At 70.3% G+C, this 24,971-nt stretch carries 19 protein-coding genes; 8 read left to right on the forward strand and 11 right to left on the reverse strand.

Going from position 1 to position 24,971, the window contains the following annotated elements; translation table 11 throughout:
* The first annotated feature begins 60 nt into the window (after window positions 1–60).
* Window positions 61–1,236: an acyl-CoA dehydrogenase family protein gene (locus LR393_RS13520; protein ID WP_231484225.1), complete on the forward strand. Its 1,176-nt coding sequence runs from the start codon at window positions 61–63 to the stop codon at window positions 1,234–1,236.
* A gap of 140 nt (window positions 1,237–1,376) precedes the next feature.
* Here the strand turns inward: LR393_RS13520 and LR393_RS13525 are convergent, their stop codons facing one another.
* Together LR393_RS13525 and LR393_RS13530 are read right to left on the reverse strand one after the other, a co-directional pair.
* A complete protein-coding gene (locus LR393_RS13525) occupies window positions 1,377–2,864 on the reverse strand; it encodes a flotillin family protein (protein WP_231484226.1) in 1,488 nt (495 codons plus the stop codon).
* A 43-nt stretch (window positions 2,865–2,907) separates the two neighbouring features.
* A complete protein-coding gene (locus tag LR393_RS13530; RefSeq protein ID WP_231484227.1) occupies window positions 2,908–3,636 on the reverse strand; it encodes an NfeD family protein in 729 nt (242 codons plus the stop codon).
* A 183-nt stretch (window positions 3,637–3,819) separates the two neighbouring features.
* Here LR393_RS13530 and LR393_RS13535 point away from each other — a divergent pair, with 183 nt between their 5' ends.
* From LR393_RS13535 to LR393_RS13555, 5 genes are all read left to right on the forward strand, one after another.
* A complete protein-coding gene (locus LR393_RS13535) occupies window positions 3,820–4,707 on the forward strand; it encodes an ABC transporter ATP-binding protein (protein WP_231484228.1) in 888 nt (295 codons plus the stop codon).
* A 61-nt stretch (window positions 4,708–4,768) separates the two neighbouring features.
* Entirely contained in the window at window positions 4,769–5,422 is a 654-nt protein-coding gene (locus tag LR393_RS13540; protein WP_231484229.1) for an ABC transporter ATP-binding protein, read from the forward strand.
* 7 nt (window positions 5,423–5,429) lie between these two features.
* Window positions 5,430–8,606, forward strand: coding sequence for an FtsX-like permease family protein (locus tag LR393_RS13545; RefSeq protein ID WP_231484230.1), 3,177 nt, complete (start codon window positions 5,430–5,432; stop codon window positions 8,604–8,606).
* Window positions 8,603–10,744, forward strand: coding sequence for an FtsX-like permease family protein (locus tag LR393_RS13550; RefSeq protein WP_231484231.1), 2,142 nt, complete (start codon window positions 8,603–8,605; stop codon window positions 10,742–10,744). Before LR393_RS13545 ends, LR393_RS13550 begins: the two co-directional genes overlap by 4 nt.
* Window positions 10,745–10,896: 152 nt before the next feature.
* Window positions 10,897–13,710: a hypothetical protein gene (locus LR393_RS13555; protein WP_231484232.1), complete on the forward strand. Its 2,814-nt coding sequence runs from the start codon at window positions 10,897–10,899 to the stop codon at window positions 13,708–13,710.
* A 24-nt stretch (window positions 13,711–13,734) separates the two neighbouring features.
* On the opposite strand, the gene LR393_RS13560 is transcribed toward LR393_RS13555, so the two are convergent.
* Complete coding sequence (locus tag LR393_RS13560; RefSeq protein WP_231484233.1) at window positions 13,735–14,112, reverse strand: hypothetical protein; 378 nt, start codon at window positions 14,110–14,112, stop codon at window positions 13,735–13,737.
* A gap of 120 nt (window positions 14,113–14,232) precedes the next feature.
* On the opposite strand from LR393_RS13560, the gene LR393_RS13565 reads away from it, so the two are divergent.
* Both LR393_RS13565 and LR393_RS13570 read left to right on the forward strand, forming a co-directional pair.
* Window positions 14,233–15,150, forward strand: coding sequence for an alpha/beta hydrolase family protein (locus LR393_RS13565; RefSeq protein WP_231484234.1), 918 nt, complete (start codon window positions 14,233–14,235; stop codon window positions 15,148–15,150).
* A 71-nt stretch (window positions 15,151–15,221) separates the two neighbouring features.
* On the forward strand, window positions 15,222–15,788 hold the full coding sequence (locus LR393_RS13570; protein WP_231484235.1) for a TetR-like C-terminal domain-containing protein: 567 nt from the start codon (window positions 15,222–15,224) through the stop codon (window positions 15,786–15,788).
* A gap of 30 nt (window positions 15,789–15,818) precedes the next feature.
* On the opposite strand, the gene LR393_RS13575 is transcribed toward LR393_RS13570, so the two are convergent.
* The 8 genes from LR393_RS13575 to LR393_RS13610 all read right to left on the reverse strand — a co-directional run bounded on the left by LR393_RS13575 (window position 15,819) and on the right by LR393_RS13610 (window position 24,814).
* Window positions 15,819–16,355: a hypothetical protein gene (locus LR393_RS13575; protein WP_231484237.1), complete on the reverse strand. Its 537-nt coding sequence runs from the start codon at window positions 16,353–16,355 to the stop codon at window positions 15,819–15,821.
* 126 nt (window positions 16,356–16,481) lie between these two features.
* The gene (locus LR393_RS36395) at window positions 16,482–17,927 is read right to left on the reverse strand and encodes a methyl-accepting chemotaxis protein (RefSeq protein ID WP_231484238.1); all 1,446 of its coding nucleotides are present in this window, start codon (window positions 17,925–17,927) and stop codon (window positions 16,482–16,484) included.
* Between the two features lie 112 nt (window positions 17,928–18,039).
* Entirely contained in the window at window positions 18,040–18,606 is a 567-nt protein-coding gene (locus LR393_RS13585) for a GNAT family N-acetyltransferase (RefSeq protein ID WP_231484239.1), read from the reverse strand.
* Window positions 18,607–18,725: 119 nt separating this feature from the next.
* Entirely contained in the window at window positions 18,726–19,097 is a 372-nt protein-coding gene (locus tag LR393_RS13590; RefSeq protein ID WP_231484240.1) for a hypothetical protein, read from the reverse strand.
* A 258-nt stretch (window positions 19,098–19,355) separates the two neighbouring features.
* Window positions 19,356–19,724, reverse strand: coding sequence for a hypothetical protein (locus LR393_RS13595; RefSeq protein WP_231484242.1), 369 nt, complete (start codon window positions 19,722–19,724; stop codon window positions 19,356–19,358).
* A gap of 403 nt (window positions 19,725–20,127) precedes the next feature.
* The gene (locus tag LR393_RS13600; RefSeq protein WP_231484243.1) at window positions 20,128–21,186 is read right to left on the reverse strand and encodes an NADH:flavin oxidoreductase/NADH oxidase; all 1,059 of its coding nucleotides are present in this window, start codon (window positions 21,184–21,186) and stop codon (window positions 20,128–20,130) included.
* Between the two features lie 93 nt (window positions 21,187–21,279).
* A complete protein-coding gene (locus tag LR393_RS13605; RefSeq protein ID WP_231484244.1) occupies window positions 21,280–22,890 on the reverse strand; it encodes a methyl-accepting chemotaxis protein in 1,611 nt (536 codons plus the stop codon).
* 274 nt (window positions 22,891–23,164) lie between these two features.
* Window positions 23,165–24,814, reverse strand: coding sequence for a methyl-accepting chemotaxis protein (locus LR393_RS13610; protein ID WP_231484245.1), 1,650 nt, complete (start codon window positions 24,812–24,814; stop codon window positions 23,165–23,167).
* Between the last annotated feature and the right edge of the window lie 157 nt (window positions 24,815–24,971).

Genomic DNA, 24,971 nt, shown 5'->3' on the forward strand with positions numbered 1-24,971 from the left:
GGTAGCCGGGGCGAGCAGGGTGGAGACATCACCGATGTGCCCGGCGATGAAGGAGTACGCATGTCCGAGCTGCTGACCGGCGACCTGTACCAGTTCGAGTCGATCCTGGACGAGGACGACCGGAAGATCCTGGACAGAGTGCGGGCCTTCCTGGACGCCGAGGTGCGGCCCATCGCCAACGACTACTGGGGGCGCGCGGAGTTCCCGTTCCAGCTGATCAAGGGTTTCGCCGATCTGGACATCGCCCGGCTGGCGAACCCGGTGGCGTCCGGCGGACCCCAGCGAAGTCTCCTCAACGGATTCCTGGCGATGGAGCTGGCCCGGGCCGACGCGTCCGTTGCCACGTTCTTCGGCGTCCACGTCGGGCTGGCGATGGGCAGTATCAGCGCCTGCGCCTCGGACGATCAGAAAGAGCGCTGGCTACCGCCGATGTCCCGGATGGAGAAGATCGGCGCGTTCGCCCTGACCGAGCCGGAGAGCGGTTCGGACATCGCCGGCGGGATGCGCACCACCGCCCGCCGCGACGGTGACGAGTGGGTGCTCGACGGCGCCAAGCGCTGGATCGGCAACGCCACCTTCGCCGACCTGATCGTGCTCTGGGCCCGCGACGTGGAGGACGGCAAGGTCAAGGGTTTCGTGGTGGAGAAGGGCACACCCGGCTTCACGGCCACGAAGATCGAGGGCAAGATCGCCCTGCGCATGGTCGAGAACGCGAACATCACGCTGGAGAACTGCCGGGTGCCGGAGGCGAACCGGCTGGCCGGGGCCCACTCGTTCCGCGACACGGCCGGGGTGCTGCGCCGCACCCGCAGCGGCGTGGCCTGGCAGGCGGTCGGCGTGATGATGGCGGCCTACGAGATCGCCCTGGCCTACGCCCAGGAACGTGAGCAGTTCGGTCGCCCGATCGCGGGTTTCCAGCTGGTGCAGGACCTGCTGGTGCGGATGCTCGGCAACACCACGGCCTGTCTGGGCATGGTGGTGCGCCTGGCGCAGTTGCAGGAAGAGGGCACGTTCCGCGACGAGCACTCGGCCCTGGCCAAGGCCTACTGCACCACCCGCATGCGGGAGACCGTCGGCTGGGCCCGGGAACTGCTGGCGGGCAACGGGATTCTGCTGGAACACCACATCGGCCGGTTCGTCGCCGACGCCGAGGCCCTGTACTCGTACGAGGGTACTCGCGAGATCAACAGCCTGATCGTGGGCCGCGCGGTGACAGGAATCAGCGCCCTGACCTGATCTCAACCCCCGTCGTGATCGCGTGGGTCACAACCCCCGCCGTGATCATGCAAAACCTCCCCAGAGTTCTAGAACTCCGAAGCGAAGAGTTCTAGAACTCCGGGGAGGTTTTGCATGATCACGAACGATTTTGAAGGGGGTCAGGCTTGCGTGGTGGGGGTCTTCTTCGGGGCGAGAGGGTCGCTGGTGCCGCCCAGCAGCTGGCCCAGGTCGAGGCCTCCGGCCTTGGCGGTCTCGAGCACCTGCAGGAGCAGGGCCGGGACCGAGCCGGCGACGCGGTTGAGGGCGTCGTTGCCGTCCTGGCCACCGTTGCTCAGCACCGTGAGGTTGCTGATGTTGCCCATCGGCGCGGCGACCTCCTTGGCGATCAGGGGCAGCACCGCGATCAGGTCGGGCAGCACGCGCAGGCGGGCGGCCTCGTCGTTGAAGGCGGACAGGGCCTCGGCCAGTTCCTTCTGGCCCTCGGCCTCGGCGAGCAGCGTGGCGCGCTGACCCTCGGCGGCCGCGAGCAGCTTGGCCTTCTCGACCTCGGCCTGGGCGGTACCTTCCCGCTGGAAGGCGGCGGCACCGGCGGTACGGGCCTTCAGGTCCGCCTCACCGGCGAGCTCGCGGCGACGGGCCTCGGCCTCGGCGTTGGCGATGGTGACGGCCTTCTGGCCCTCGGCGCGCCGGGTGGCGGCCTGACGCTCGGCCTCGGCCGGCGCGATCACGTCGGCCTCCAGGGCCTGCTTGCGCTGGGCCGCACGCTGCTCCTCGACGGCGATCTGCCGCTCGGTGCGCTGACGTTCGGTGTCCACGGCGGCCAGGAGCACGGCGCGCTCGGCCTCGCGCTCGGCCAGCGGACCGGCCTGGGCGGCGCGGGCCTGGGCGGCCTTGACCTCGGTGTCGATCTCGGCCTGCTTCATCGAGAGGGCGCGCTGCGCCTCGGCGATGGCCTCGGCCGACTTGGCCTCGGCGGTACGGCCCTGCTGGTCGGCCTCGGCGGCGGCGATACGGGCGTCCCGGCGGGCCTGGGCCTCGCCGACCTCGGCGTCGCGGCGCACCTCGGCGATGCGCTTGCGGCCCAGCGACTCGATGTAGCCGTTCTTGTCGCGCACGTCCTGCACGGTCAGCACGTCGAGTTCCATACCGATCGAGGCCAGGGCGGCGCCGGCCTCCTCCGCGACCGAGCGGGTGAGCTGGTCGCGGTTGCTGTTCAGGTCTTCCACGGTCATCTTGGCGCAGATCGCGCGCATGTTACCCGCGATGATCTCGGTGAGCTGGTGACGCAGTTCCTCGCGGTTGGCGGTGAGGAAGCGCTGCGTACCGGTCTCGATCGCCTCGTCGGTGGAGCCGAAACGCACCAGCGACACCACGTCCACGGCGATACCGACGCCGTTGCTGGAGATCGCCGAGCCCACGGAGACCTGGATGTTGAACGGCTCCAGGCTCATGAAGTCGACGCGCTCGAGCACGGGCACCCGGAACCGGGCGCCGCCGCGCACGATCTTCGGCCGGCCCCGGCCGGTGAAGACGGCCACCATGTTGGGTGGCACCTTCACGTAGTTCTTCGCGTAGAGCATCGTCAGCAGGAGGAGGGCGACGACCACCGCGGCCACGGCGATCAGGACAGGGGTGAAACCGGTCATCGGTCGGATCCTTGGGTCGGGGGAACGGGTTCTAGGGGGAGGGTCAGTCCGAGAAGGCGCTGCGGTGCACCAGTACCCCACCGTCGACGAGGTCGACGACGGTGACGGCGGTGCCTTTCGGCACACCTTCGTGGTGGTCGGACGACGCGGTCTGGGTGATGCGCGCGCCGGCCCGGTCGTGGAACGTCACCTGTCCGGTGCCGTGCGGGAGGATGTCGAGCGTCACCACACCGGTACGCCCGATGTAGCCGTAGCGGCTCGTCAGCGAGTTGTACTGCTGCCGCGCCAGCGGTTTCAGGATGAAGCGGTGAGTTGCCGCGCCCACGGCCAGGAATCCCGCGGCCGCCACCGGCCAGGCGATCAGCGCCGGGCCGCCCGCGGCCACCGCGATGAACCCGGCCGCCCCGAAACCCACCAGCGAGACGGCCAGTACGCGGATGCTGAACCAGGTGGGGGCGTCCAGGGCGGCCGAGCCGTCCGGGATGTGGCCCACCGCGTCCACCGGCGGCCCGCCCGGAGATCCGGCCTCGTGACCAAGGTCGCCGGGCCCGCCCGCATCACCGTGCCCGCCCAGCTCACCGTCGTGCCCGCCCAGCTCGCCGAGCACGAGACTCAGTAGCAGGATGAGGAAACCGGTCGCACCGACCGCGATGAAGAGGGTCTGCGAGTCTGGCATGGCGCTGGCGGCCCTTTCGTAGGCGGTCGGCGTCGATGATCGGGTGGCCCGGCGAAGCGCGGTGGTGCGCCCCTCCACCCATCCTGACGTCGACACCGCAGTATGTGTTGCATGCGTGCTCACTGTGATGTGAACGACATGTTCCGTGACAGTCCAGTGCCGTTGAAATCGGCCGAAGGTCATTCTTTGACTGGACCAAGGTCGCTGCGGTAGACCCTGCCGAGCGCGGTTCTCCTTCACCGCTCGTCCTGCTCATCGTGGAGCTGTGGAGAGGAACCGGTGCCCGACGCCATCGTCGTGTGTGACAGCCTGGTCCGCATCTACCAGACCGGATCGATCGAGGTCCAGGCGTTGCAGGGGCTTGACCTGCTGGTCGAGGCGGGCGAGATGATCGCCGTGGTCGGGGCCTCCGGCTCCGGCAAGTCCACCCTGCTCTCGCTGCTCGCCGGGATCGACGCCCCCACGGCGGGCCGGGCCCGGGTGGCGGACTGGGACCTGCTGGACATGTCGGCCCGCGACCGGGTGAGGTACCGGCGGCACACGGTCGGTTACGTGCGGCAGCAGACCGCGCAGAACCTGGTGCCCTACCTGACCGCGGCCCAGGTGGTCGACCTGCCCATGACTCTCGCCCGGGTGCCCCGCAAAGAGCGCGCCACGCGGGTGAACACGCTGCTCGAGGCGGTCGGGGTGGCGCACTGCGCGGACCGGCGCCCGGGGCAGATGTCCGGCGGCGAGCAGATGCGGGTCGCGATCGCCGTCTCCCTGGCCAACCGGCCGCGGGTGCTGCTGGCCGACGAGCCCACCGGTGAGCTCGACACCGAGACCTCCGCCCAGGTGTTCGGCGTGCTGCGCGACGTCAACCGGGATCTCGGTGTGACGATCGTGGTGGTGACGCACGACCCGGACGTCAGCGGGCAGGTCGAGCGCACCGTGGCCATCCGCGACGGCCGCACCTCCAGCGAGGTGCTGCGGCGCACGTCGACCGGGGCGAACGGCGACGACGAGGTGGTGCACGAGGAGTACGCCGTGATGGACCGCGCAGGACGGGTGCAGGTGCCCAAGGACTACATCGAGGCGCTGAACCTGACCCGGCGGGTGCGACTCGCGCTCGAGGACGACCACGTCAGCCTGCGTCCCGACGAGGAAACCCGGGGAAAATCGGCATGATCATGAGAAGTTCGGCCCCGGCCACCGGGAGAGGGCGCGGATCGTGCTGAGTATTCGTGGGGTGAGCCGCAGCTACGGGTCCAGCCAGGTGCTGCACGACGTCTCGTTCGATGTCGCGGCGGGCACCCTGGTCGCGTTGGTAGGGCGGTCGGGGTCGGGGAAGACGACGCTGCTGAACATGGTGGGTGGCCTGGACCGGCCCGACGCCGGAACGGTTCTCGTCGACGGTGCCGACGTCACGGCCCTGGACGAGGCGGGACGCAGCCGGTTACGGCGCGACAAGGTCTCGTACGTGTTCCAGACCTTCGGTCTGGTGCCGGTTCTCTCGGCCGCCGAGAACGTCGGCATTCCGCTGCGCATGCGGCACACGCCGCGGGAGGAACGCGAGAAGCGGGTGGCCCGCCTGCTCGACCTGGTCGGGCTGGCCGGCCACGCACGGCAGCGTCCCGACGAACTCTCCGGTGGGCAGCAGCAACGGGTGGCCATCGCCCGCGCGCTCGCCTCGTCCCCGCGCCTTCTGGTCGCCGACGAGCCGACGGGACAACTGGACGCCGAGACCGGCCTCTCGGTCATGGCTCTCCTGCGGGGGGTGGTGGAGTCGGAGGGGGTGACCGCTCTCGTCTCCACCCACGACCCGGTGATGATGCGCCTGGCCGACCGGATCGTGCGGATCTCCGACGGCCGTGTCACCCACGACGAAGAGACTGCCGGGTGAGACACCAGTGCTGAAGCTTCTGGTCCGCCGGGCCAGGGCCTCCTGGCCGCTGCTGGCCGCCGTGGTCGCGGTGGTCACGATCGGCGGAACCCTGCTCGGGGTGTCGGCGCGACTGCTCACCGTCTCGGCCGGCACCGCGCTCACCGCGGGGATGTCCCGGACCGAACCGGCTGAGGTCGAGACCATCGCGTACCTCAGCGACATTCAGAACGAGAACGCCGCCCGGGTGATCGCCGACACCAGAGAACTGCTGAAGGACGCGGTGAGCCCTCTGGGTACGCCGGTGACCCAGACCCGGGCCTCCAGCACGATGCGCACCCTCGAGGTCCGGGGGAACGATTCTGCGGTGGGCTACCTCACCGGGATGGACGACCTGTCGCGGGCGGTGCGGCTGACCGCGGGTGAATGGCCTGCCGCCGGTCCGGTGAACGGCGTCCTGCCGGTCGTCGTCCTGGAGTCCACGGCCCGGGCGATGCGCCTGGAACCCGGCAGCCGAGTGCGCCTGGGGTCCCAGTCCAGCGCCCGCTTCGGCGAGGACGACGGCGTGGAGCGCACCGATCTGCTCGTCACCGGGGTCGCAGCGCCCCGACAGAACGCCGGCTGGGACCGGGATGTGCTGGGGGCCGAGGGATTCGACCAGGCCGTGGCGGTCGGCTACGCGGGTACGGCCCCGGGGGCGGGACCCTTCCTGGTCGGGACGCCCGCTCTGATCGGGACCGGTCTGGCGCTCGACCGGATCCAGGTCGATGTGCAACCGGCTCTGGACGCCGCGGACGCCGGGAAACTCGACGCGGTCGCCACCCGGCTGGCGACCGCGGACCGACGGCTGGGAGACCGGCTCGGTGACCGCGTCCACCAGCAGCGGGTCGCCTCGACCCTGTTGGGGACCGTCACCCGGGTGTACACGCAACAGGCCGTGACCCGTTCCACCGTGCTGGTCGTGATGTTGCTGGGCACCCTGCTGACCGCATCGGCCCTGCTGCTCGCCGGGCGCCTGGTCACCCGGTCGCGGGCGGCCCAGACCGCGCTGTTCTCGGCAATGGGCGCCGGACGCGGCCAGCAGCTGGGACTGGCCGCGGGGGAGGTGGCCGGTCTGGCCCTGATCGCGACGGCGTTGTCCGTGCCGGCCTCGTCGTTCGGCCACGCCGCGCTCACCCGGCTCCCGGCTCTGCGCCACGCCGGGCTGACCACCGGTCCGGGTGTCAGCGGCGGGCAGGTTCTGGTGATCCTCATCGGTGTACTGGCGCTGTCGGCCGTGCTCCTGCTGCCGGCGTTGCGGTCCGACCCGGCCGCCCAGGACGCGGCCGAGCAGCGGGGAGGAAAAGAACTGCTCGTGCGCTCGGGCGCCGACCTGGCCCTGGTCGCCCTGGCGGCGGTGGGCTGGTGGCAGCTGCAGGTGCAGCCGACGGCGCAGTCGGGCACCGACGTCGTGCGCATCCTGGCGCCCGGCCTGATCCTTCTCGCCGGGGCCGCCCTGATGGTGCGCCTGACCGGTCTGCCGCTGGGGCTGGCCGACCGGGCGGCCCGGCGTTCGAGGCGATTGGTTCTGCCCCTGGCCGCGTTCGAGGCATCCCGGCGCCCGCAGGCGATCGCCGCCGCGCTGCTGCTCGTGCTGGCAGTGGCGTCCGGGACCTTCGGACTGGCGCTGGCCGCGACCTGGCAGCAGTCGCAGGTCGACCAGGCCGACCTGGCGGTGGGCACCGATCTGAGGGTGGAACTGGCGGGGCCGGCCCAGGCCGGGCAGGCCGGGGTACTGCGCGAGGCCGTCGGGGGAACCATCTCGCCGGTACTGGAGCAGGACGTTGCGGTGGGGCAGTGGCTCGGTGGTACCGGCAACGCCCCGCACCTGGTGGCGCTGAATTCCGCAGACGCCGGGGACCTGTTGCGGGGGAGGCTGCCGGAGGGGACGTCGTGGGCCCAGATCGGCGCGGCGATCGCTCCCGGGCAGCCCGCGCCCTCGGTGGCCCTGAACGGTCCCCCCGAGATCACCGGGAGTACCGACAGCGAGAGCGTCCTGCAGATCACCCCTCAGCTAGTGCTGCAGGACGCGGCTGGACTACGCAGCACCTGCGGGCTCCGGCCGATCGTGCTCGACGGTGAGCCGCACCGGGCGACCGACTGCGACACGCTGCCGGAGAACTCCCGGGTCGTGGCGGTCGTCGTCGACCTCGCACCAGGTCCGGCCGCCGATGCGGAGAACCTGATCGGAACCGGTTCGGTGAAACTGTCCTTCCGGTTCCCCCGGGCTGACGGTGATCCGGGCCGGTGGCAAGCCTCCAGCTACGGCCGGCAGGACGGCACCCGGGTGCTCAGTGTCGCCGGTGACGGCGCGCGCGAAGGCGCCGACATCGTCTTCCATCTTGACGCCGTCGTGCAGCTGTCCGACCTGTACTACGCGAACGGCCAGTTCGTGATGGCCGGTTTCGTGGCTCCGCAGGAAGTTCCGGTGGTCGTCTCACAAGACTTCGCCGACGTGCTGGGATCCGGGCCCGGCGACCGGTACAGCATCCTGATCAATACCGTGTCGGTGCCGGTCAAGGTCGCGGCCGTGGTGCCCGACGTACCCTCCGCACCCGGCCGGAGCGCGATGCTCGCCGACGCCGACCTGCTCGGCCGGGTCCTGACGGCGCAGGGCGCCCGGCCGACCGTGGGGAATGCCTGGTGGGTGGGTCATCCGAAGAACGTCTCCGGGGCGGGAAAACTTGGCCTCGGCGAGGTGACAACGAGAGATGCCGAACACCAGGAACTTTCGCAAGGTCCTCTCCGTGTCGGGGTGCCCGCAGCCCTGGCGATGCTGCTCCCCGCCGTGCTGCTGCTCGCCGTGGGTGGTCTCACCCTGCACGTCGTATCCGACCTGCGGTCCCGGGCGGGGGAGGTGGCCCGGCTGCGGTCGCTCGGGCTCACTCGGCGCACCGTGACCGGAATGCTGCTGGCCCAGCACGGTGGCCTGCTCGTCCTGCTGACCGCCGCCGGCACTGCTCTCGGAGCGATCACGGCTGCCGTGGTCGGCCCGCTCCTGATTCGTTCCGACCTGGGAGCGGCCCCGGTGCCCGATGCCCTGTTCCGCTGGCCCTGGACCCACGAGATCCTGCTGCTGGCCGTGCTTCTCCTGACCGGCCAGGCGGTGATCCGCGTCGTCAGCGGGATCCAGGTGCGGGCCGGCGACCGGAGGGCCCGCGGATGAGCCTCCACCGGCCCAGCATGCGCGGCCGCGCCCGTGCCGATCGAGGGCCACTGCTGCTGACCGCCCTCGTGGTGTTCGTCGCGGTCCTGATCACGGCCGCCGTTCCGCCGCTCATCGACCGACGGGCCGACCGGGCCGTGGCCGAGGCCGTGAGCGCTGCCGGTGACGCCGCCGGCATGACCGCGCAGGTGCCCTTCGACGCCGAGACACCCGGCTATCCCCGGGTCCGGCGGCCGAACTCGGCCACCGTCGCCGACGGGTACGCCGGATCTGCGCAACAGTTGCTGAATCCCACCCTCAGATCGGTGTTCGGGCCGCCGGTCGTCAGTGTCTCCAGCAGTGACCTGGAGCTCAGGACGGGTGGCCTGCCCGGCCGGACCCTGCGGCTGGTGTACGTGGGCGAACCGGCTTCCCTCACCTGGACCGACGGCAGCCCACCCGCCCAGGATCCTTCCCGGGGCGAGGAGCGGGCCGGACCCGCTCCCTGGCCGGTCTCGGTGGGGCTGTCCGAAGCCGCCTCCGAAGTGCTCGGTCTCAGCACCGGCGACCGGGTCCGCACCGAGGACCGCGAGGGCGGCCGGGTCGAACTGCGGATCAGCGGGATCTACCGGGCGCAGAACCCCTCCGACCAGGTCTGGAAGGTTCAGCCGCAACTGCTGGAGCCCGCCGTGTTCACCGATACCCGGGGCATCACCACCAGCTTCACGTCGGTGCTGCTGTCGGCGGACTCGCTGCCGGACGGCCGCCTGGCCACCGCGCCCACCGACATGGACGTGACGATCGAGTTCAGGCCGACGGCGGGTTCGATCAGCCGCGACAACGCTCCGGTCGTGATCGACTCGCTGGTCGAACTGGGGGCCGGATCCGGCGTCGCGCAGGACGAGGGCCCGGCGATCGATTTCAATACCCGCCTGAGCGGTGTGCTGGAGAGGATTCTCGACCAGATCGCGGTGGCGACCGCCCTGGCCATCGTGTTGCTGGGGGCCGTGCTGGTCGCGGTCGGCCTGGCGCTTGCGCTCACCGCCGACCTGCTCACCCGGCGCCGGGGCGGGGTGCTGACCGGGCTGCGCCGGCGCGGGGCCTCGCTGCCCGGCCTGTGGGCCGAACTGGCCGTGGAGTCGGTGCTTGTGACACTGCTCGCGGGGGGCGCCGCTGCGCTGGTCGTCCGGCTGCTGATCGATGAGCTGTCTCTGGCCTGGTCCCTGCCCGTGCTGTTCGTCGCGGTCGTCGGGCCTCCCACCGTCGCGGTGCTGGCGGCCGCCCGGGCCACCAACCACCGGGCCGCGCCCGCCAACCGGTCTGCGCGCAGGACCCTGGCGGTCACCCGTCAACTGCGCCGCATCACGACCGAGGTCGCGGTGCTGCTCGCCGCCGTCGGTGCGTACACCGCCCTGAGTCAGCGGGGCATCGCCACCAACAACGGGGCCGCCGCCTCGCTGCTGCCCGCGCTGGCCCCGTCCCTGGTCGCGGTCAGCGGGGGAATCCTTCTGCTGCGGATACTTCCGCCGGCCCTGACCGGCTTCCTGCGGCCGGCCGGCCGGCTCCGGGGGAGCCTCCCGCTGCTGGCGGCGAGCCGTGCCGGTGCAACCGCGGGCCGGGTCCTGCCGCTGGTCCTGATCGTGACGTCCTGTGCCCTGGCCGTCTTTGCGCTGTCGGTGCGGGCCACCGCCTCCGGGAGTGGGCCCGTCGCGCCGGACGCGCGGCCGCTGGCCGGTGCCCTGGCCGACGGGCTGCGCGACCTCGCCCTGGTGGCGGGCCTTCTCCTCATGGCGCTCGCGGTCCTGGCCCTGGTGATCGGTGCCCTGGGCAGCGCCCCGGAACGCGGCGAGACCGCGGCCCGGCTGCGGACTCTCGGTCTGACGGTCGCCGACACCCGGTGGATCTGCCTGGGCGAGCTGCTGCCGGTCGCGCTGGCCGGCGGCCTGGTGGGCTGGATGCTCGGCCGGGTGCTGGCCTCGCGGGCGGTCGGCCTGCTCTCGCTGCGGGTGCTGAACGACCTGCCGGCCGACCCGGCGCTGGTCGTTCCGGTGATCACCTACGTTCCGGTGGTGCTGCTGATCGTCACGGTGGTGCTGGTGGCGGCGGTCGAGTCGTCGCTGCGGCGCCGGGAGCGGCTGGGCCAGGTCCTGCGCGCCTGACCTGCCCGTCGGATGCCCACCGGACGGGCCTCAGGACCATGGCGATCAGATGTATCACTCTTGGTACCGGCGGCTTCACTCAGAGGTATCTTCTGGGGAATGGGAGGGTTGCCGGTCTGTCTACGCGGTGATCCGTCGAATCGGGGGGATTCGTGGGCAACCATCGGTCAGCTGCGTCCGGAGCGGGCGACGACAAGATGCCGGTGTTCAAGGGGGCCAGACAGCTTCTGGAGTGCCTGGAACGCCTGGCCCGCCGGCCACGCCGGCGGGAGGCACCGGCCTCGGCCGGGAAGACCCGCGGGGTCCAGGGCATCCCGCTCGTCTGCCTGAAACGGGTGGACGACGGGGGTGCCCTGGTCGAGGGACTGGCCAGATATCTGAAGGAGGCCGAGCCGCGCCGTATCCCGCACGTCGTGCATCGCTGTGTGCCCCCGCCGCCCGGCGCGGACGACCTCGACGACATGGCGGGCGGCCTGCTGCGAATCGCCCGTGAGCTGGCGAGTGGTCCCAACACCGCGGGTGGCCGGATCCGGTTCGGCCGGTTCGGTCTCGTGCACTGGCTGATCCATCAGGATCTCGGGGCCGACCACATCGATTCGGACGGTCTGCTGCGCCGGCGGCTACGTGACCGGGAGCTGTCCTCGTCCCGGTACGCGTCGCTGTTCTCCGACGAGCTGCCCGAGTTCCTCGATGCCCCGGTCGCCCGGTGGGCCAAACTCGCGCGGATCGTGCCTCCACTGTGGTTCATGGTGCGTCTCAGCGGCCGGGTTCCGGGCATCGGGCGGGAGTACCGGTGGCTCCTGCGCCAGCCCTACCTCGAACCGCAAGACCCAGGAACGGTTCTCGGGTTCGGGGTGCGGCTGACCGAGGGCCGCCGGGATGCCGAGGAGCCCGAAGAGGTGCTGCTCCTGCTGGTGAAGGCCTTCCTGTCCGACCTCGCCCACGCCTACCGCCGTTCGTTCTGGCACCCGCGGGGAGCCCGCCGTACGTCCTACCCCGTGGTGCTCCTGGACGATGCCGAGGAGGGCGGCTTCCTACTCCAGCACCTCGTCCAGGAGATCCGCAGCCACCCGCGCCGTACCTTCGACCCCCTGGTCCTGGTCGCCGCGGCCCGGACGTTCCCGCCCGACGCGCTGAGCGGTGGCGGCACCGGTTCCGGCGTCGTGCGGTGGACCGCGTCCGAGGCGGTCGACGGCTACGAGGCGTGGTGCCGCCGGGGCGCCGGGCGTTCCCGGGCCGAGGATGTCTGGCACCTGCTGATCAGGGTGCCGCCGGTCGAGGTGAAGCCCGCGGCGGACGCGGACGACGAGCAGTACGCGGCGCTCTGGCACGCCGCCAACAATGCCCGGCGGTTCGAGGTGGCGACGCCGGCGCTCTGGGCCCGCGCGTGGGTGGTACCGGTCGCCCTGGTGCTGCTGATGGTCGGAGGCGCGGGCGGCTGGTTCGCGACGGGACGACCGGCCGCGCCTGATATTCACCTGTCCCTGCCCCGGCTCTCCGCCTCGGACCGGGAGGAGCCGGCCGATGGCCCTCCTGTCCCGGCGAACACGGATGACGTGCAGCTCGAGGAAGCCGGTCTACCGTACTGTTCGAAAGACGCTGCGGCCCATCGCAACGTCCGGTTGGTGCTGCAGTCTGCGGAGCGCTACGAATGTGTCGGGGTCGCCGGGCAGATGGCAGCCTTCGCCCCTCGGGATCGCTCGGCGGCTCAGTTCGACGCAACGCTGTCCGCGCAGAACGACCGCGCCGGGGAGTTGAAGCGGGCCTCACCGGATCGGCCGGTTCTGTGTCTGGTCTATGCGACAGCGTTCGAGAGCCGGGGCAAGGGCGGCAAGACGCCGGACAACACAGAACAGAAGCTCGAGTTCATGGGTTACCTCCGGGCTCAGCAGAGACAGAACACGATGCGCGATGGCCCTAACCAGCCGATCGTGCGGCTCCTGCTGGGAAATGCCGGGCCGGGTATGGGTAACTATCCGGCGATGCTGGCCCAGTTCGGTCCGGCCGGGGATGGCTGCGATGCTCTCGGCGTGATCGGTCTCGACGAAAGCACTTCCACCACGAGACAATTGATTCTCAAACTCAATGACCTCCAGTACCCGGTCGTGTCCGCGACGCTCACGGCCGACAACCTGGCCGACGGGGCCAGGAACTATTTCTCCGTGGCCGCGCCCAATTCCGCGCAGGCGGCCGAGATCGCCCGCTGGGCGGCGGACCGGACCGACGGCCGACAGGTTCCCCGTGACGTGGCGGTGATCTGTCCGCGCGACGCCGGCAACCTATGGAGCGAGACCCTGACGCATTTCCTGCGCCGGCAGTTTGCCGGGCGACGGTGGAACCTTACGGTGTACGCGTACACTCCGGATTTGCTGGAGGCCGAGGAAGACACCGGTGGGGGCGCCTGCGGTAGTAGCGCGGTTCCGGTGGACGAACTCGAGGATCTTCCCGCGCAGTTGCGGGAGCAGGGTGACCCGGTGGTGGTCTTCGCCGGGCGGGGCCAGGATTTCGGGGTCTTCCTGACCCATTTCGACAGCGATCTGGATGTGATCGCCGCCGACGACGTTTCCAGCGATGTGGCCCGTCGGCAGGACAACGGATCCCTGGACGGCCGCGAGTACTCCTACATTTCATTGGCTTTTGCGGGAGAAGGAGAATCGCCGGCGAAGCAGGAGTACGCCGGGTATCTGAGGTTCAAGGGTATGAATGACATCAGGGCGGATGTCGACGGGCATGCGGCCCTGGCTGAGGCGGCCGCCCTCGCCTACATTCGCGCTGCCCGGGCCGTTCGCGCGGACGGACTCGCCCTGGGGCGCGAGCGACTGATCGAGAAACTTCGCCTCCAGGCCGGAGACCGGGCCGGGTCGCCGGATACCGGTCAGCTGGAGCCGAAAGTCTGGTCGGGAGTGGACTGCCGGGTCTGTGTTCTGCGGGTCACCAAGAACATGCGCATCCGGCCGGACCAGTGACGTCCGGCCGATGGGGGCCGCTTCTCAGATCAGGTCCTCGAACCGGCAGTTACGCACGTCCGGCTCGGGCAGTACCCCGAACCGTACGGCGGGAATCGTGGTGCGCTCCTGGAGGATCGCGAGGCACAGGCGGTGCATGCCGTCCATCAGCCGGCCGTCCGGGCGCAGGATGATCGGGTGGGTGGGGTCCACTGCCAGGATCAGGCGGGCGTGGTTCAGCACGCGGCGCACGGTGGGGGACGAGGTGGCGTCGGTCCAGTAGTCCGTGTCGATCTCGGGGAACGAGGCCACGGGCACGTCGTGCCGGGGCAGGTCGCGGCTCAGGTCGATCAGGCGGGCCACGTTCCAGGCGTCGTGGCCGGGGCCGGACCCGGCCGGCCAGAAGTGGTACTGCGGGCGCATCGCGTCAATCTAGCCCCCTTGCCAATCGGAACGTCGTTCCGTATCGTCGGCGGAACGCAGTTTCGGTTAGTTGCCTCGGCGCTGGTCCGGACTGGAACACCCTGAGAGGAAAGCTCACTCATGTCCGAAACGCTTGATGTCGGCGCTCCCACGCCGACGATCTCGGTGAAGCCCGTCGTGCTGCCCGCCCCCGAGCGGGGCACCGACCTGCAGGTGCGGGTGTCCGCGCCCACGACCGGCGAGAACCTGCCGGTCATCGTGTTCTCCCACGGTTTCGGCAAGTCCCTGGACGCCTACGCGCCGCTGGCCGACTTCTGGGCCTCGCACGGGTTCGTCGTGATCCAGCCGACCCACCTCGACTCCCACACGCTCGGCCTGACCCCGGAAGACCCGCGGTACGCCGACATCTGGCGCTTCCGTAACCGGGACCTCACCCGGGTGCTCGACGAGATCGAGGTGCTCACCTCGTCCGTACCCGGTCTGGCGAGCCGGATCGACCGCGACCGCATCGCGGTGGCGGGGCACTCGTGGGGCGCGACGACGGCGAGCATGCTGATCGGCGCCCGCGTGGTGGGCGATGCCGAGGACGTCGCCGACGACCGGGTCAAGGCCACCGTGCTGCTGGCGCTCGCGGGTACCGGGGGCGAGGACCTGACCCCGTTCGCGGCGCAGAACTTCGCGTTCATGAGCCCGGACTTCTCCGGCATGACGCCGCCGGCCCTGCTGGTGGCGGGCGACGCCGACCAGTCCCCGCTGAGTGTCCGTGGCCCGGAATGGTTCACGGACGGCTTCCACCTGGCCCCGGGGGAGAAGCACCTGCTCACGCTGTTCGGCGCGGAGCACTCGCTGGGCGGGATCACCGGCTCCGGGGTCACCGAGACCACGGACGAGAACCCGGAGCGGGTGGCCCTGATCCAGCAGGTCACGGTGGCCTACCTGCGCAGCGCCCTGGGGATCGACCCCACCGCCTGGGACGCCGCCCGGGACACCCTGAAGGACGGGGCGAGCCAGGTCGGGAGCCTGGTGACCAAGGGCTGAACGCTCCCGCGGCACGGCGTGCGGGACCGTGCGGGACACTGGGCGGATGCTGTCGCTCCCGGGGGAAGCCCGTGCCTAGGGCCGGACTCGATCCCGCCGCCGTCGTCGCGGCCGGTGCCGCCCTGGCCGACGAGGTCGGATTCGCCCGGCTCACCATGGGCATGCTGGCCGAGCGGGTCGGGGTGCGCACCCCGTCGCTCTACAAGCACATCGCGAGCCAGGACGACCTCAACCGCCGGATCGCCGCGCTGGCCGTCACCGAGGCGTCCGAGGCGGTCGGCTCGGCCATCCAGGGGTACGCGGGCAAGGACGCCCTGGCCGCCGCCTCACGGGCCTTCCGGGGGTACGTGGTCGCCCACCCGGGCCGGTACGCGGCCACCGTGGGGATGGAGCCGACCGGCCCGGACGACCCGATGGCGGCGGCCAGCGTGCGCCTCATGGCGGCGCTCAAGGCGGTGCTGCGGGCGTACGACGTGCCGCCCGGCGAGATGACGCACGCCCTGCGGGCCCTGCGCAGCTTTCTGCACGGGTTCGCGACCATCGAGGCCGGGAACGGTTTTCAGTGGGCCGCCGACGTCGACGAGAGTTTCGAGTGGCTCATCACGCTGATGGACCGGGGTCTGCGCAAGAGCGACTGAGCGAGCGCCGGACCGGGGTCGGCGAGGGTTTCAGGAGACGCGCGACGTGCGCATCACCGATCGGGCCACGGCGGCGGCCATCACACCCGGCATCTCACGGAGCGTGGTCCGGTGGGGCACCGCGGGCGGGGTCTGGATGTACCCGGCGGTGGTGGTGTCGAGGGCCAGTTCGGTGAGCTCACCGGCGAAGCCGCCCGAGGCGCCGATCTCCAGGCGCCAGTCCTGGCGTTCCATCTGACGGGTGAGCCACACGACGTCCAGGTCGAGGGCCAGCGCAAGGTCGTGAACGGTGGCGGTACCGCCCATCTCGAGAAGGGCGTTGTGCACATCGGCAGGTGTGCAGTCTTGGCCCGCCATGGACTTCCGGGTGTTCGGGGCGCGGTCGTGGGCGGCGGCCTCGGCCGGCGTCAGATACTCCACGACGCAGAGGGTGTCACCGTCCTCGTGCTTCCAGCCGATGTGGGAGATCAGGGTCTGGGGGCCGAGCTGGCGTTTGGCCCGTTCGCGGGCCTGGTCGTTGTTCTTGACCGAGCGTTTACCCGCGTACGGATAGGTCACCGTTTCCATGACGGCTCCTCCACTCTCCGGTGAGGGGGAAAGATCGGGGGCTCCGTCGGCACGGTCGCCGTGGGTGTTAACTGCTTCAAGTAGCGGTACGGGAAACAGGCGGGCGTGACCACCCGTCCGGCCCCGTCACCGGGCTTCCTCCGGGGAACTCTCCACCAGCGTGCCCAGACGGTACGACAGGACGGCCAGCTCCTCGGCCGTGGAGCGGGTGTCGCCGGCCGCCACCTGATGGTTGCGTGTGGCCGCAGCCATCGCGGAGATCGCCAGGTCGGTCTGTTCCACGGCGATCGTCTGCTGGCTGGTGGAACGCTGGATCTGGCGGGCCGACTCCATCGTGCTGGCGACCAGCGCCACGATCTCCTCGAAGCTCTCCACCGCCTCGATCACGTGGGACGCACCGGCCTCGACCACGTCCGAGGCCTCCCGGCTGACCCGGCGGGTGTCGTCGACGGCGCCGGCCACCGACTGCACCAGCTCGCCGATCTCCCGGGTGGATCCTCCCACCCGGTCGGCCAGGCCGCGGATCTCGTCGGCCAGGGCGGCGAACCGGGCAGCGTCGCCCCCCGCGCCGGCCGCCTCGATGCTGGCGTTGATCGCCACGATGTTGGTGAGCTCGGCCAGCTCGGAGACGATCTCGACCACCCCGGAGATCTGCCGGGCCTTGGTCGTCAGGTCGTCCATGTGCTGGTCGACCGAGCCGGAGTGGGCCCGGATGCGGTTCATGGACGACTGGGTGGCCAGCACGACGTCCCGGCCCTGTCGTCCCGCGTCGGCCGTCTGTCCCGCCGCCGCGACCACGTCCTGGGCCCCCTCGGCGATCCGGCGGGACTCGGTCAGCATCTCCTTGACGGTCGTGGAGATCTCCGCGGCCGAGCTGGCCTGCTCACTGGCCCCCTCGGCCTGCTTCTTGGCGCTGCTGCGCAGGCCGGCCGACGACACCTGCACCGAGCGGACCGCGGTCATCACCCGCCGGCGCACCAGCCGCACGGTCATCCCGGCCGACGTGGTGGCTCCGATCAGGATGACGAGGAAGGAGATGACGATCTGCACGATGCCGACGTGCGCCACCCGGGTGGCGGCCTGTTCCCGTTCCTCCACCAGACCCTGAAGGTAGGTGAAGAGCTCGTTCATCGACTCCGTGGTCTGTATCCGCGCGCCGTCGATGCTCTCCCACGCGCGCACCACGTCGGTGTTACCGGCGCCCGACTGCTTCAGGTTGACCGGGCCGGCGTCCAGATCGACGAAGTCGGCCTGCAGTCGCTGAATCTCGGCGATCAGGTCGCGGCCGTGCGCGGTGTCCACAGTCTGCCGCAGCAGGGTCAGTTGCTGGGCGAAGAGCTCGTCCTGGCGGTACTGCTCGCCCAGGTACTTGCCCTGGCCGGAGAGCAGGTATCCGCGGTTGGCGGCGGCCCGGGCGTCGCGGATGTCCATCAGCGTGCGGGCCTCGAGCACGAGCGCGGTGTCGTGCTCGATCACCCGGTCCTTGCGGTCGACCACCCGTTGCAGGGTGGCCAGGGACAGCACCGCCATGGCGAGCGTGAGCACCAGCACGAAGGCCAGGGAACCGAACACCGCGGCGCGTACCGTCGGGGCACCCCGCCCCCCTCTGCGTCTTTCCGTCACCGCTGACCCCCGTCGCGTCGTCCTGCCGGATGTCGGCAGAAGTCGTCGCGACCTTGAAAGCTCAGTCGAGAAGACGGGCGTGCAGGTGCATGTCGTGGTAGCCGTCGGCGTGCCGCAGGGCCCGCACGGCGGTGCCCTCCAGAGCGAATCCGCAGCGCTGCGCGACGCCGCAGGAGGGCTCGTTGAAGGTGGAGTGCTGCAACGTCAGACGGTGCAGGCCGGCCTTGCCGGCCCAGTCGGCGAGAACGGTGACCGCGCGGGAGGCGACCCCGGACCGGCGGGCCTGCGGCGCCACCCAGTAGGCCACCTCGGCGTCCCCGTACTCCAGGTCGAGGGTGCGGAAAGCAATGCGGGCGAGCTGGTTCTCGCCGTCCGTCACGGCCCAGTCGGCACCCCGCTCGGTGAGCCACTTCCGGTTGGCCCGCTCGATCCAGCCGGCGGCGTCCTGCTCGTCGTCCAGCGAGAAGGTGTGCCAGCGCTGGATCGCCGGGTCGGCGTAGGCTCCCACCAGGAACGCCTCGTCCCCCGCCCGCCACGGGCGCAGCCGCAGACCGTCGCCCTCGATCTGCGGCTGGGGCCCGGACGACCAGGAACCGGCCGGGACGACGGGTTCGTTGAGGGCAGGCATACCCGCCAGTTTAAGCGCCGCTCCCGGGCTTTTCGCGGGGTTGTCGGGCGGTTCACAGCGAGATGGAGGACGACGTACCCGGCCGGGTACGTCGTCCTCCATCTCGCTGTCCGGGAGGATCAGATCTCGATCGTGCGCTCGAGGTTGGCCAGCTTGTGGCGGGCCAGGGCGAGGTTGGCGCGGCGCTTGTCGAGGGCCATGTACAGGAACAGGCCGTGGCCAGCCTGCCCGCGGATCAGCCGGATCAGGTGGTACTGGGTGTCGAGGGTGATGAGGATGTCCTCGATCTCTTCCCGCAGCCGCAGCGACTCCATGGTGCGCATCTTGGCGCGGACGATCTCGGTGTTGCCCGCGGCCGCGACCTCGAGGTCCAGGGCACCGTTGCCGCCGGCCTGGCCGAGGGTCATGCCGCTGGTGAAGTCCACGAGCGCGGCGCCGATGGCCCCGTCGATCTGCATGGCTTCCTTGAGGATGATCTCGATGTTGGACACGCTGCATTTCCTTCCGCATGGAACTGGGGGCCTGCCCCCCACCTCCGACACCTGACGTCCGGCCACTGCTCACGGTGACCGTCCGAACGCGGCCTGCGTAGGGACTTAAGTCCCGTCAAAGCCGGTGCGGCGCTGCACCGACACTCATTCGGTGCAGCGCGCGTTCAGTAGGAAAACCCTGATCGCCGGGCGGTTCCGCCGGGCAAAACAGAAACGGCGCCGACTCGAAGAGCCGGGCGCCGTTCGTGGGGTGGTGCCTCAGATCTGGATGTTGCGCTCCAGCAGGGCCAGCTTGTGGCGGGCCATGGCGAGGTTGGAGCGGCCCTTGTCCAGGGCCAGGTACAGGAAGAGGCCCGCGCCGGCCTGACCGTTGATGAGACGGATCAGGTGGTACTGCGTGGTCAGGGTGATGAGGATGTCCTGGATGCCCTCACGCATGCCCAGGGCCTCCATGGTGCGCATCTCCGAGCGCACGACCTCGGTGTTACCCGCAGCCGCCACCTCGAGGTCCAGGACGGCACCCCCGGCCTGGCCGAGCGTCATGCCGCTCGTGTAGTCGACCAGAGCGACGCCGATGGCGCCGTCGATCATCATGGCTTCCTTGAGGACGGTGTCCAGATTGCTCACGGTTGCGTTTCCTTCCGGCCACGAGGGCTGTTCTGTCGAGCGAGCAAGCGTGCTGCGCGGCGCCGGCGGGCCTTCGGTGGCTGGGCTGAGCGGAGCCGTAGGTCTCACTTGGTTGTCGGTCTCGATGGCGCCCAACTGATGCGGTCATCAGGACTCTCAGTGGTCCTATCTGGCGGCGACTACGCTCCGCAAGCTGTAAGGGTCTGCTGTGAGCGACAGCACGTGAAAATCCGGGCGTTCCTGCACTACGCGGTGGCAACGTCACGCTCCGCCAGTTCCTGGTCGTGACGGACGGTGGTGGGTGGGGACGCATTGGATCACCCGTTCGCCCGGCGGCCCTTTCGTTCGTGATCATGCAAAACCTCCCCGGGGAGGTTTTGCATGATCACGAACAGGGAGGTGGCTAACGGCCGCGCACGTACTGCGGCGGCCAGGGCAGGTCGTCGCCGAGTTCGGCGGCGGCACGCTGGGGCCAGCTGGGCTCCCGCAGCAGCACCCGGGCCAGCAGGACAGCGTCGGCGGACCCCTCGGCCAGCACCTGCTCGGCCTGCTTCGGCTCGGTGATCAGGCCGACGGCCGCGGTGGGCAGCCCACTGGCCTGCTTCACCTTCGCGGCGAAGGGCACCTGGTAACCCGGGCCGACGGTGATCTTCTGGTCGGGGTGGTTGCCGCCGCTGGAGACGTCGACGAGGTCGACGCCGTGGTCCTTGAGAGTGGTCGCGACCTGGGCGACCTCGTCCACGTCGAGCCCTTCCGGCACCCAGTCGGTCGCGCTCACCCGCACCAGCAGGGGAGTGCTGTCGGGGATCGTGGCCCGCACGGCGTCGACGATCTCGATCAGCAGCCGGGAGCGCCCGGCCAGGTCGCCGCCGTAGGAGTCGGTGCGCAGGTTGCTGAGCGGGGAGAGGAACTGGTGCAGCAGGTAGCCGTGGGCGGCGTGCACCTCGAGCACCTCGAACCCGGCCGACACCGCGCGCCGGGCCGCGTCGGCCCAGGCCTGCACCAGGGCCGGGATGTCGTCGACCGCCAGCTCGGCGGGCACGTCGAAGCCGTTGTAGGCGTTCTCGGACGGCGCGACGGTCTTCCAGCCGCCCTCGGCCGCCGGCACCGAGCCCCGCCCGCGCCACGGCGCGTAGGTCGAGGCCTTGCGGCCCGCGTGCGCCAGCTGGATCGCGGGCACCGAGCCCTGCTCCTTCACGAACCGGGTGATGCGCTCGTAGTCGACGGCCTGGGAGTCGTTCCAGATCCCGGCGTCCTGCGGCGAGATCCGGCCCTCGGACACGACCGCGGTGGCTTCCTGCATGACCAGCCCGGCCCCACCGCGGGCCAGGGAGCCGAGATGGACCAGGTGCCAGTCGGTCGGGTGCCCCTTCTCGCTGGAGTACTGGCACATCGGGGAGACCCAGGCACGGTTCGGCACGGTGACGCCGCGCAGGGTGAGTGGCGAGAACAGAAGACTCATGATGCAGCCAACCAACGGACGGCCGGAGTGCTTCCCCGTCGTCCGCAAACGACGACGGCGGTGGGCTCCCCGGGAGCCCACCGCCGTGCGTTCTCAGATCTTGAAGCGCCCGACCAGTTCGTTGAGGTTGCCGGCTACGTGGGCCAGGTCGCCGGCGGCGCGCTGGGCCTCGGCGATGCCGGTGGTGGAGGACTGCGAGGCGTGCGAGACGGCGTCGACGTCGGAGGCGATGCGGCCTGCGGCGCGGGCGGTCTCGTCGATGCTGCGGGCGATCTCGGAGGTCACCGCGGTCTGTTCCTCGACGGCCGAGGCGATGGTCGTCTGGTACGAGTTGACGTCTTCGATGGTCCGCGAGATGTGGTCGATCGCATTGACGGCGGCGCGGGTGTCGGCCTGGATGGCCTCGACCCGGTGGCTGATGTCCTCCGTCGCCCGGGCGGTCTCCTGGGCGAGCTGCTTGACCTCCTCGGCGACCACGGCGAAGCCCTTGCCGGCCTCGCCGGCCCGGGCGGCCTCGATGGTGGCGTTCAGGGCCAGGAGGTTGGTCTGCTCGGCGATCGAGGTGATGGCCTTGACCACGTTGCCGATCTCCTCGCTGGACTCGCCCAGCTTGCCGACGATCTGGGTGGCCGAGGCGGCTTCGGTGGCGGCGCCCGCGGCGACCCGGACGGCCTCGGCGGAGGAGTTGGCGATTTCGCGGATGCTGGCGGACATTTCCTCGGTGCCGGCGGCGACGGTCTGGACGTTGCCGGAGACCTGGGCGGAGGTGGCGGACAGGCTCATGGCCTGGGTGGAGGTCGCTTCGGAGTTGGAGGCGACCTGGGCGGAGACGACGCTGAGTTCCTCGGCGCTGCCGGCCAGGGTGGTGGAGCTGGTGCGGATGTCCTCCATGGCCGAGCGCAGCGACGCGGTGCTCTGGTTCAGCGCGCCGGCCATCTCGCCGACCTCGTCCCGGCTCCTCACCGGCACGGTGACGGTCAGATCGCCCTCGGCGAGGGACTTCAGTCCGTCCCGCACCCGCAGCACGTTGGTGACGATCATGCGCGCCAGCCACCAGCCGAACGCGATCATCAGCAGCACGCCGATGGCGATGATGATCCAGGCCTGGACGACCGAGGAGTGGGCCGAGTTGTCGGCGCTCTTGGCGTCGGCGCTCATGTCGGCGACGGCGTTGTCGGCCAGGAGGTTCAGGTCGTCGCGCACCTTGTCGGCCTGGGTCGAGAAGTCACCGGTCACCAGGGCGCCGATGGTGCGGTACTGGTCGCCGGTCAGGTTGTTCTGCGTGGTCACCGGGGCGATCTCGTCGGTGTAGAGCTTCTGCACCGTGGCGAGTTGCGTCTTGGCCGACGCCAGCGTGGCCGTGTCCTGCGCGTCCAGGCCGCTCGCGGCGAGAACGTCCAACTTGGCGGAGACCGAGGTGAAGCCGTCGGCGACGGCGGTCTGGGCCTTGTCTCCGGCCGCGCCGTCGCTCAGAGCGGTGAGGAGGATGTTGCGCCGGATGCCGGCGAACTCGGAGCGGGCCTGGAGGGCGACCACCGCGCGCTGGGCGTTGACGGTCACGATCCGGTTGCTGGCGTCGGAGACCGAGTTGACGGCCCGCTGCCCGATCACACCGATCCCGACAGCGAGCAGGGTGGCCACGACGATCAGGCTGAAGATCTTCTTCAGCAGGCTCAGGTTCGCGAAGAATGCTGCGGGAGACATGGAACGGCGGTGAGCCGTCGGCACTTCGGCGGCAGACATGGACGTCCTCTCGGGCAATGTGTCGCGTCCCCGCCACTCTTTCGGGCGTCTGACGGACTGCTGTAACAACGTGTCAAGGCAGTTGTCGACGAAACGCCACCGGCGGTGAGAAAACTGTTGTCGTCTCACGCATTCGGTCCAACATCGGCCCGGCGAACATCACGCTGGGCCGATCATGGCCACCACGCGAAACGGCGGTGGGGAGCCCCACCGCCGTTTCCCCTCACCGCTGTTCTCAGATCCGGAAGCGCGCCACGAGCTCGTTGAGGTTGCCGGCTACGTGGGCCAGGTCGCCGGCGGCGCGCTGGGCCTCGGCGATGCCGGTGGTGGAGGACTGCGAGGCGTGCGAGACGGCGTCGACGTCGGAGGCGATGCGGCCTGCGGCGCGGGCGGTCTCGTCGATGCTGCGGGCGATCTCGGAGGTCACCGCGGTCTGTTCCTCGACGGCCGAGGCGATGGTCGTCTGGTACGAGTTGACGTCTTCGATGGTCCGCGAGATGTGGTCGATCGCATTGACGGCGGCGCGGGTGTCGGCCTGGATGGCCTCGACCCGGTGGCTGATGTCCTCCGTCGCCCGGGCGGTCTCCTGCGCCAGCTGCTTGACCTCCTCGGCCACGACCGCGAAGCCCTTGCCCGCCTCACCGGCCCGGGCCGCTTCGATGGTGGCGTTCAGGGCCAGGAGGTTGGTCTGCTCGGCGATCGAGGTGATGGCCTTGACCACGTTGCCGATCTCCTCGCTGGACTCGCCCAGCTTGCCGACCGTCTGGGTGGCCGAGGCGGCTTCGGTGGCGGCACCGGCGGCGACCCGGACCGCTTCGGCGGAGGAGTTGGCGATTTCGCGGATGCTGGCGGACATTTCCTCGGTGCCGGCGGCGACGGTCTGGACGTTGCCGGAGACCTGGGCGGAGGTGGCGGACAGGCTCATGGCCTGGGTGGAGGTCGCTTCGGAGTTGGAGGCGACCTGGGCGGAGACGACGCTGAGTTCCTCGGCGCTGCCGGCCAGGGTGGTGGAGCTGGTGCGGATGTCCTCCATGGCCGAGCGCAGCGAAGAGCTGGCCCGGTTCAGGGCGGCCGCCATCTCGCCGACCTCGTCGGTGTTCGTCACCGGAACGGTCTTGGTCAGGTCGCCGTCGGCCAGGGCGATCAGGCCGTCGCGCACCCGGCTGATGGTGGAGACGATCATCCGCGTGATCCAGTAGCCGAACGCGATCATCAGCAGGATGCCGATCGCGATGATGATCCAGGCCTGGATGATCTGCCGGTGGGCGGAGGACTTGGCGTCTGCGGCGGCGGCGGCCATGTCGGCATCGGCATTGGTGCCGAGGGTGTTCAAACCGGAGGAGACCTTGGTCGCGGCGGTGGCGAAGTCTCCGGCGATGTAGGTGCCGAGATCGCGATACTGCTTACCGCTGAGGTTGTCCTGGCCGATCTGCGGCAGGATCTTCTCGGTGTACAGCTGCTTCACCGCGGCCAGGTTGGTGACGTCGGCCGCCAGCAGAGTGCTGTCCTCGCTGTCCAGCCCGCTGGCGGACAGGTCGCTGAGCCCGGCCGTGACCGCGTCGAAGCTGTCAGACACGTCTTTCTGAGCCGTCGTCGAGGTGTCACCCGTGGTCAGGGCAGCCAGCAGGATGTTACGCCGCAGGCTGGCGAACTCGATCCGCGCCTGGAGGGCACTCGAGACCCGCTTCGCCGTGACCTCGACGATCTCGTCGCTCGTCGACTGGACCGAGTGAGTCGTCCGCTGGCCGATCGCCCCGATCCCGACGGCCAGCAAGGTGGCCACGATGATCAGGCTGAAGATCTTCTTCAGCAGGCTCAGGTTGGCGAAGAACGCGGCGGGAGACGTGGCGCGACGTGGCGCCGACGACGCTGCGACGGCAGACATGGACGTCCTCTCGGGGAAGAGTCTCGTCTCTTGCCACGAAAGTGCGGCGTCCGACGGACCGGTGTGACAACTCGTCAGACCGGTTGTCGTCGGACACCGCAGGTCCGGTGAACCTCACGCCGCGCGTCCACCCTTTCGGAGCAACGGTGGATCTTCG

This window comes from Kineosporia mesophila (assembly GCF_021129235.1).
GTDB lineage: Bacteria > Actinomycetota > Actinomycetes > Actinomycetales > Kineosporiaceae > Kineosporia > Kineosporia mesophila.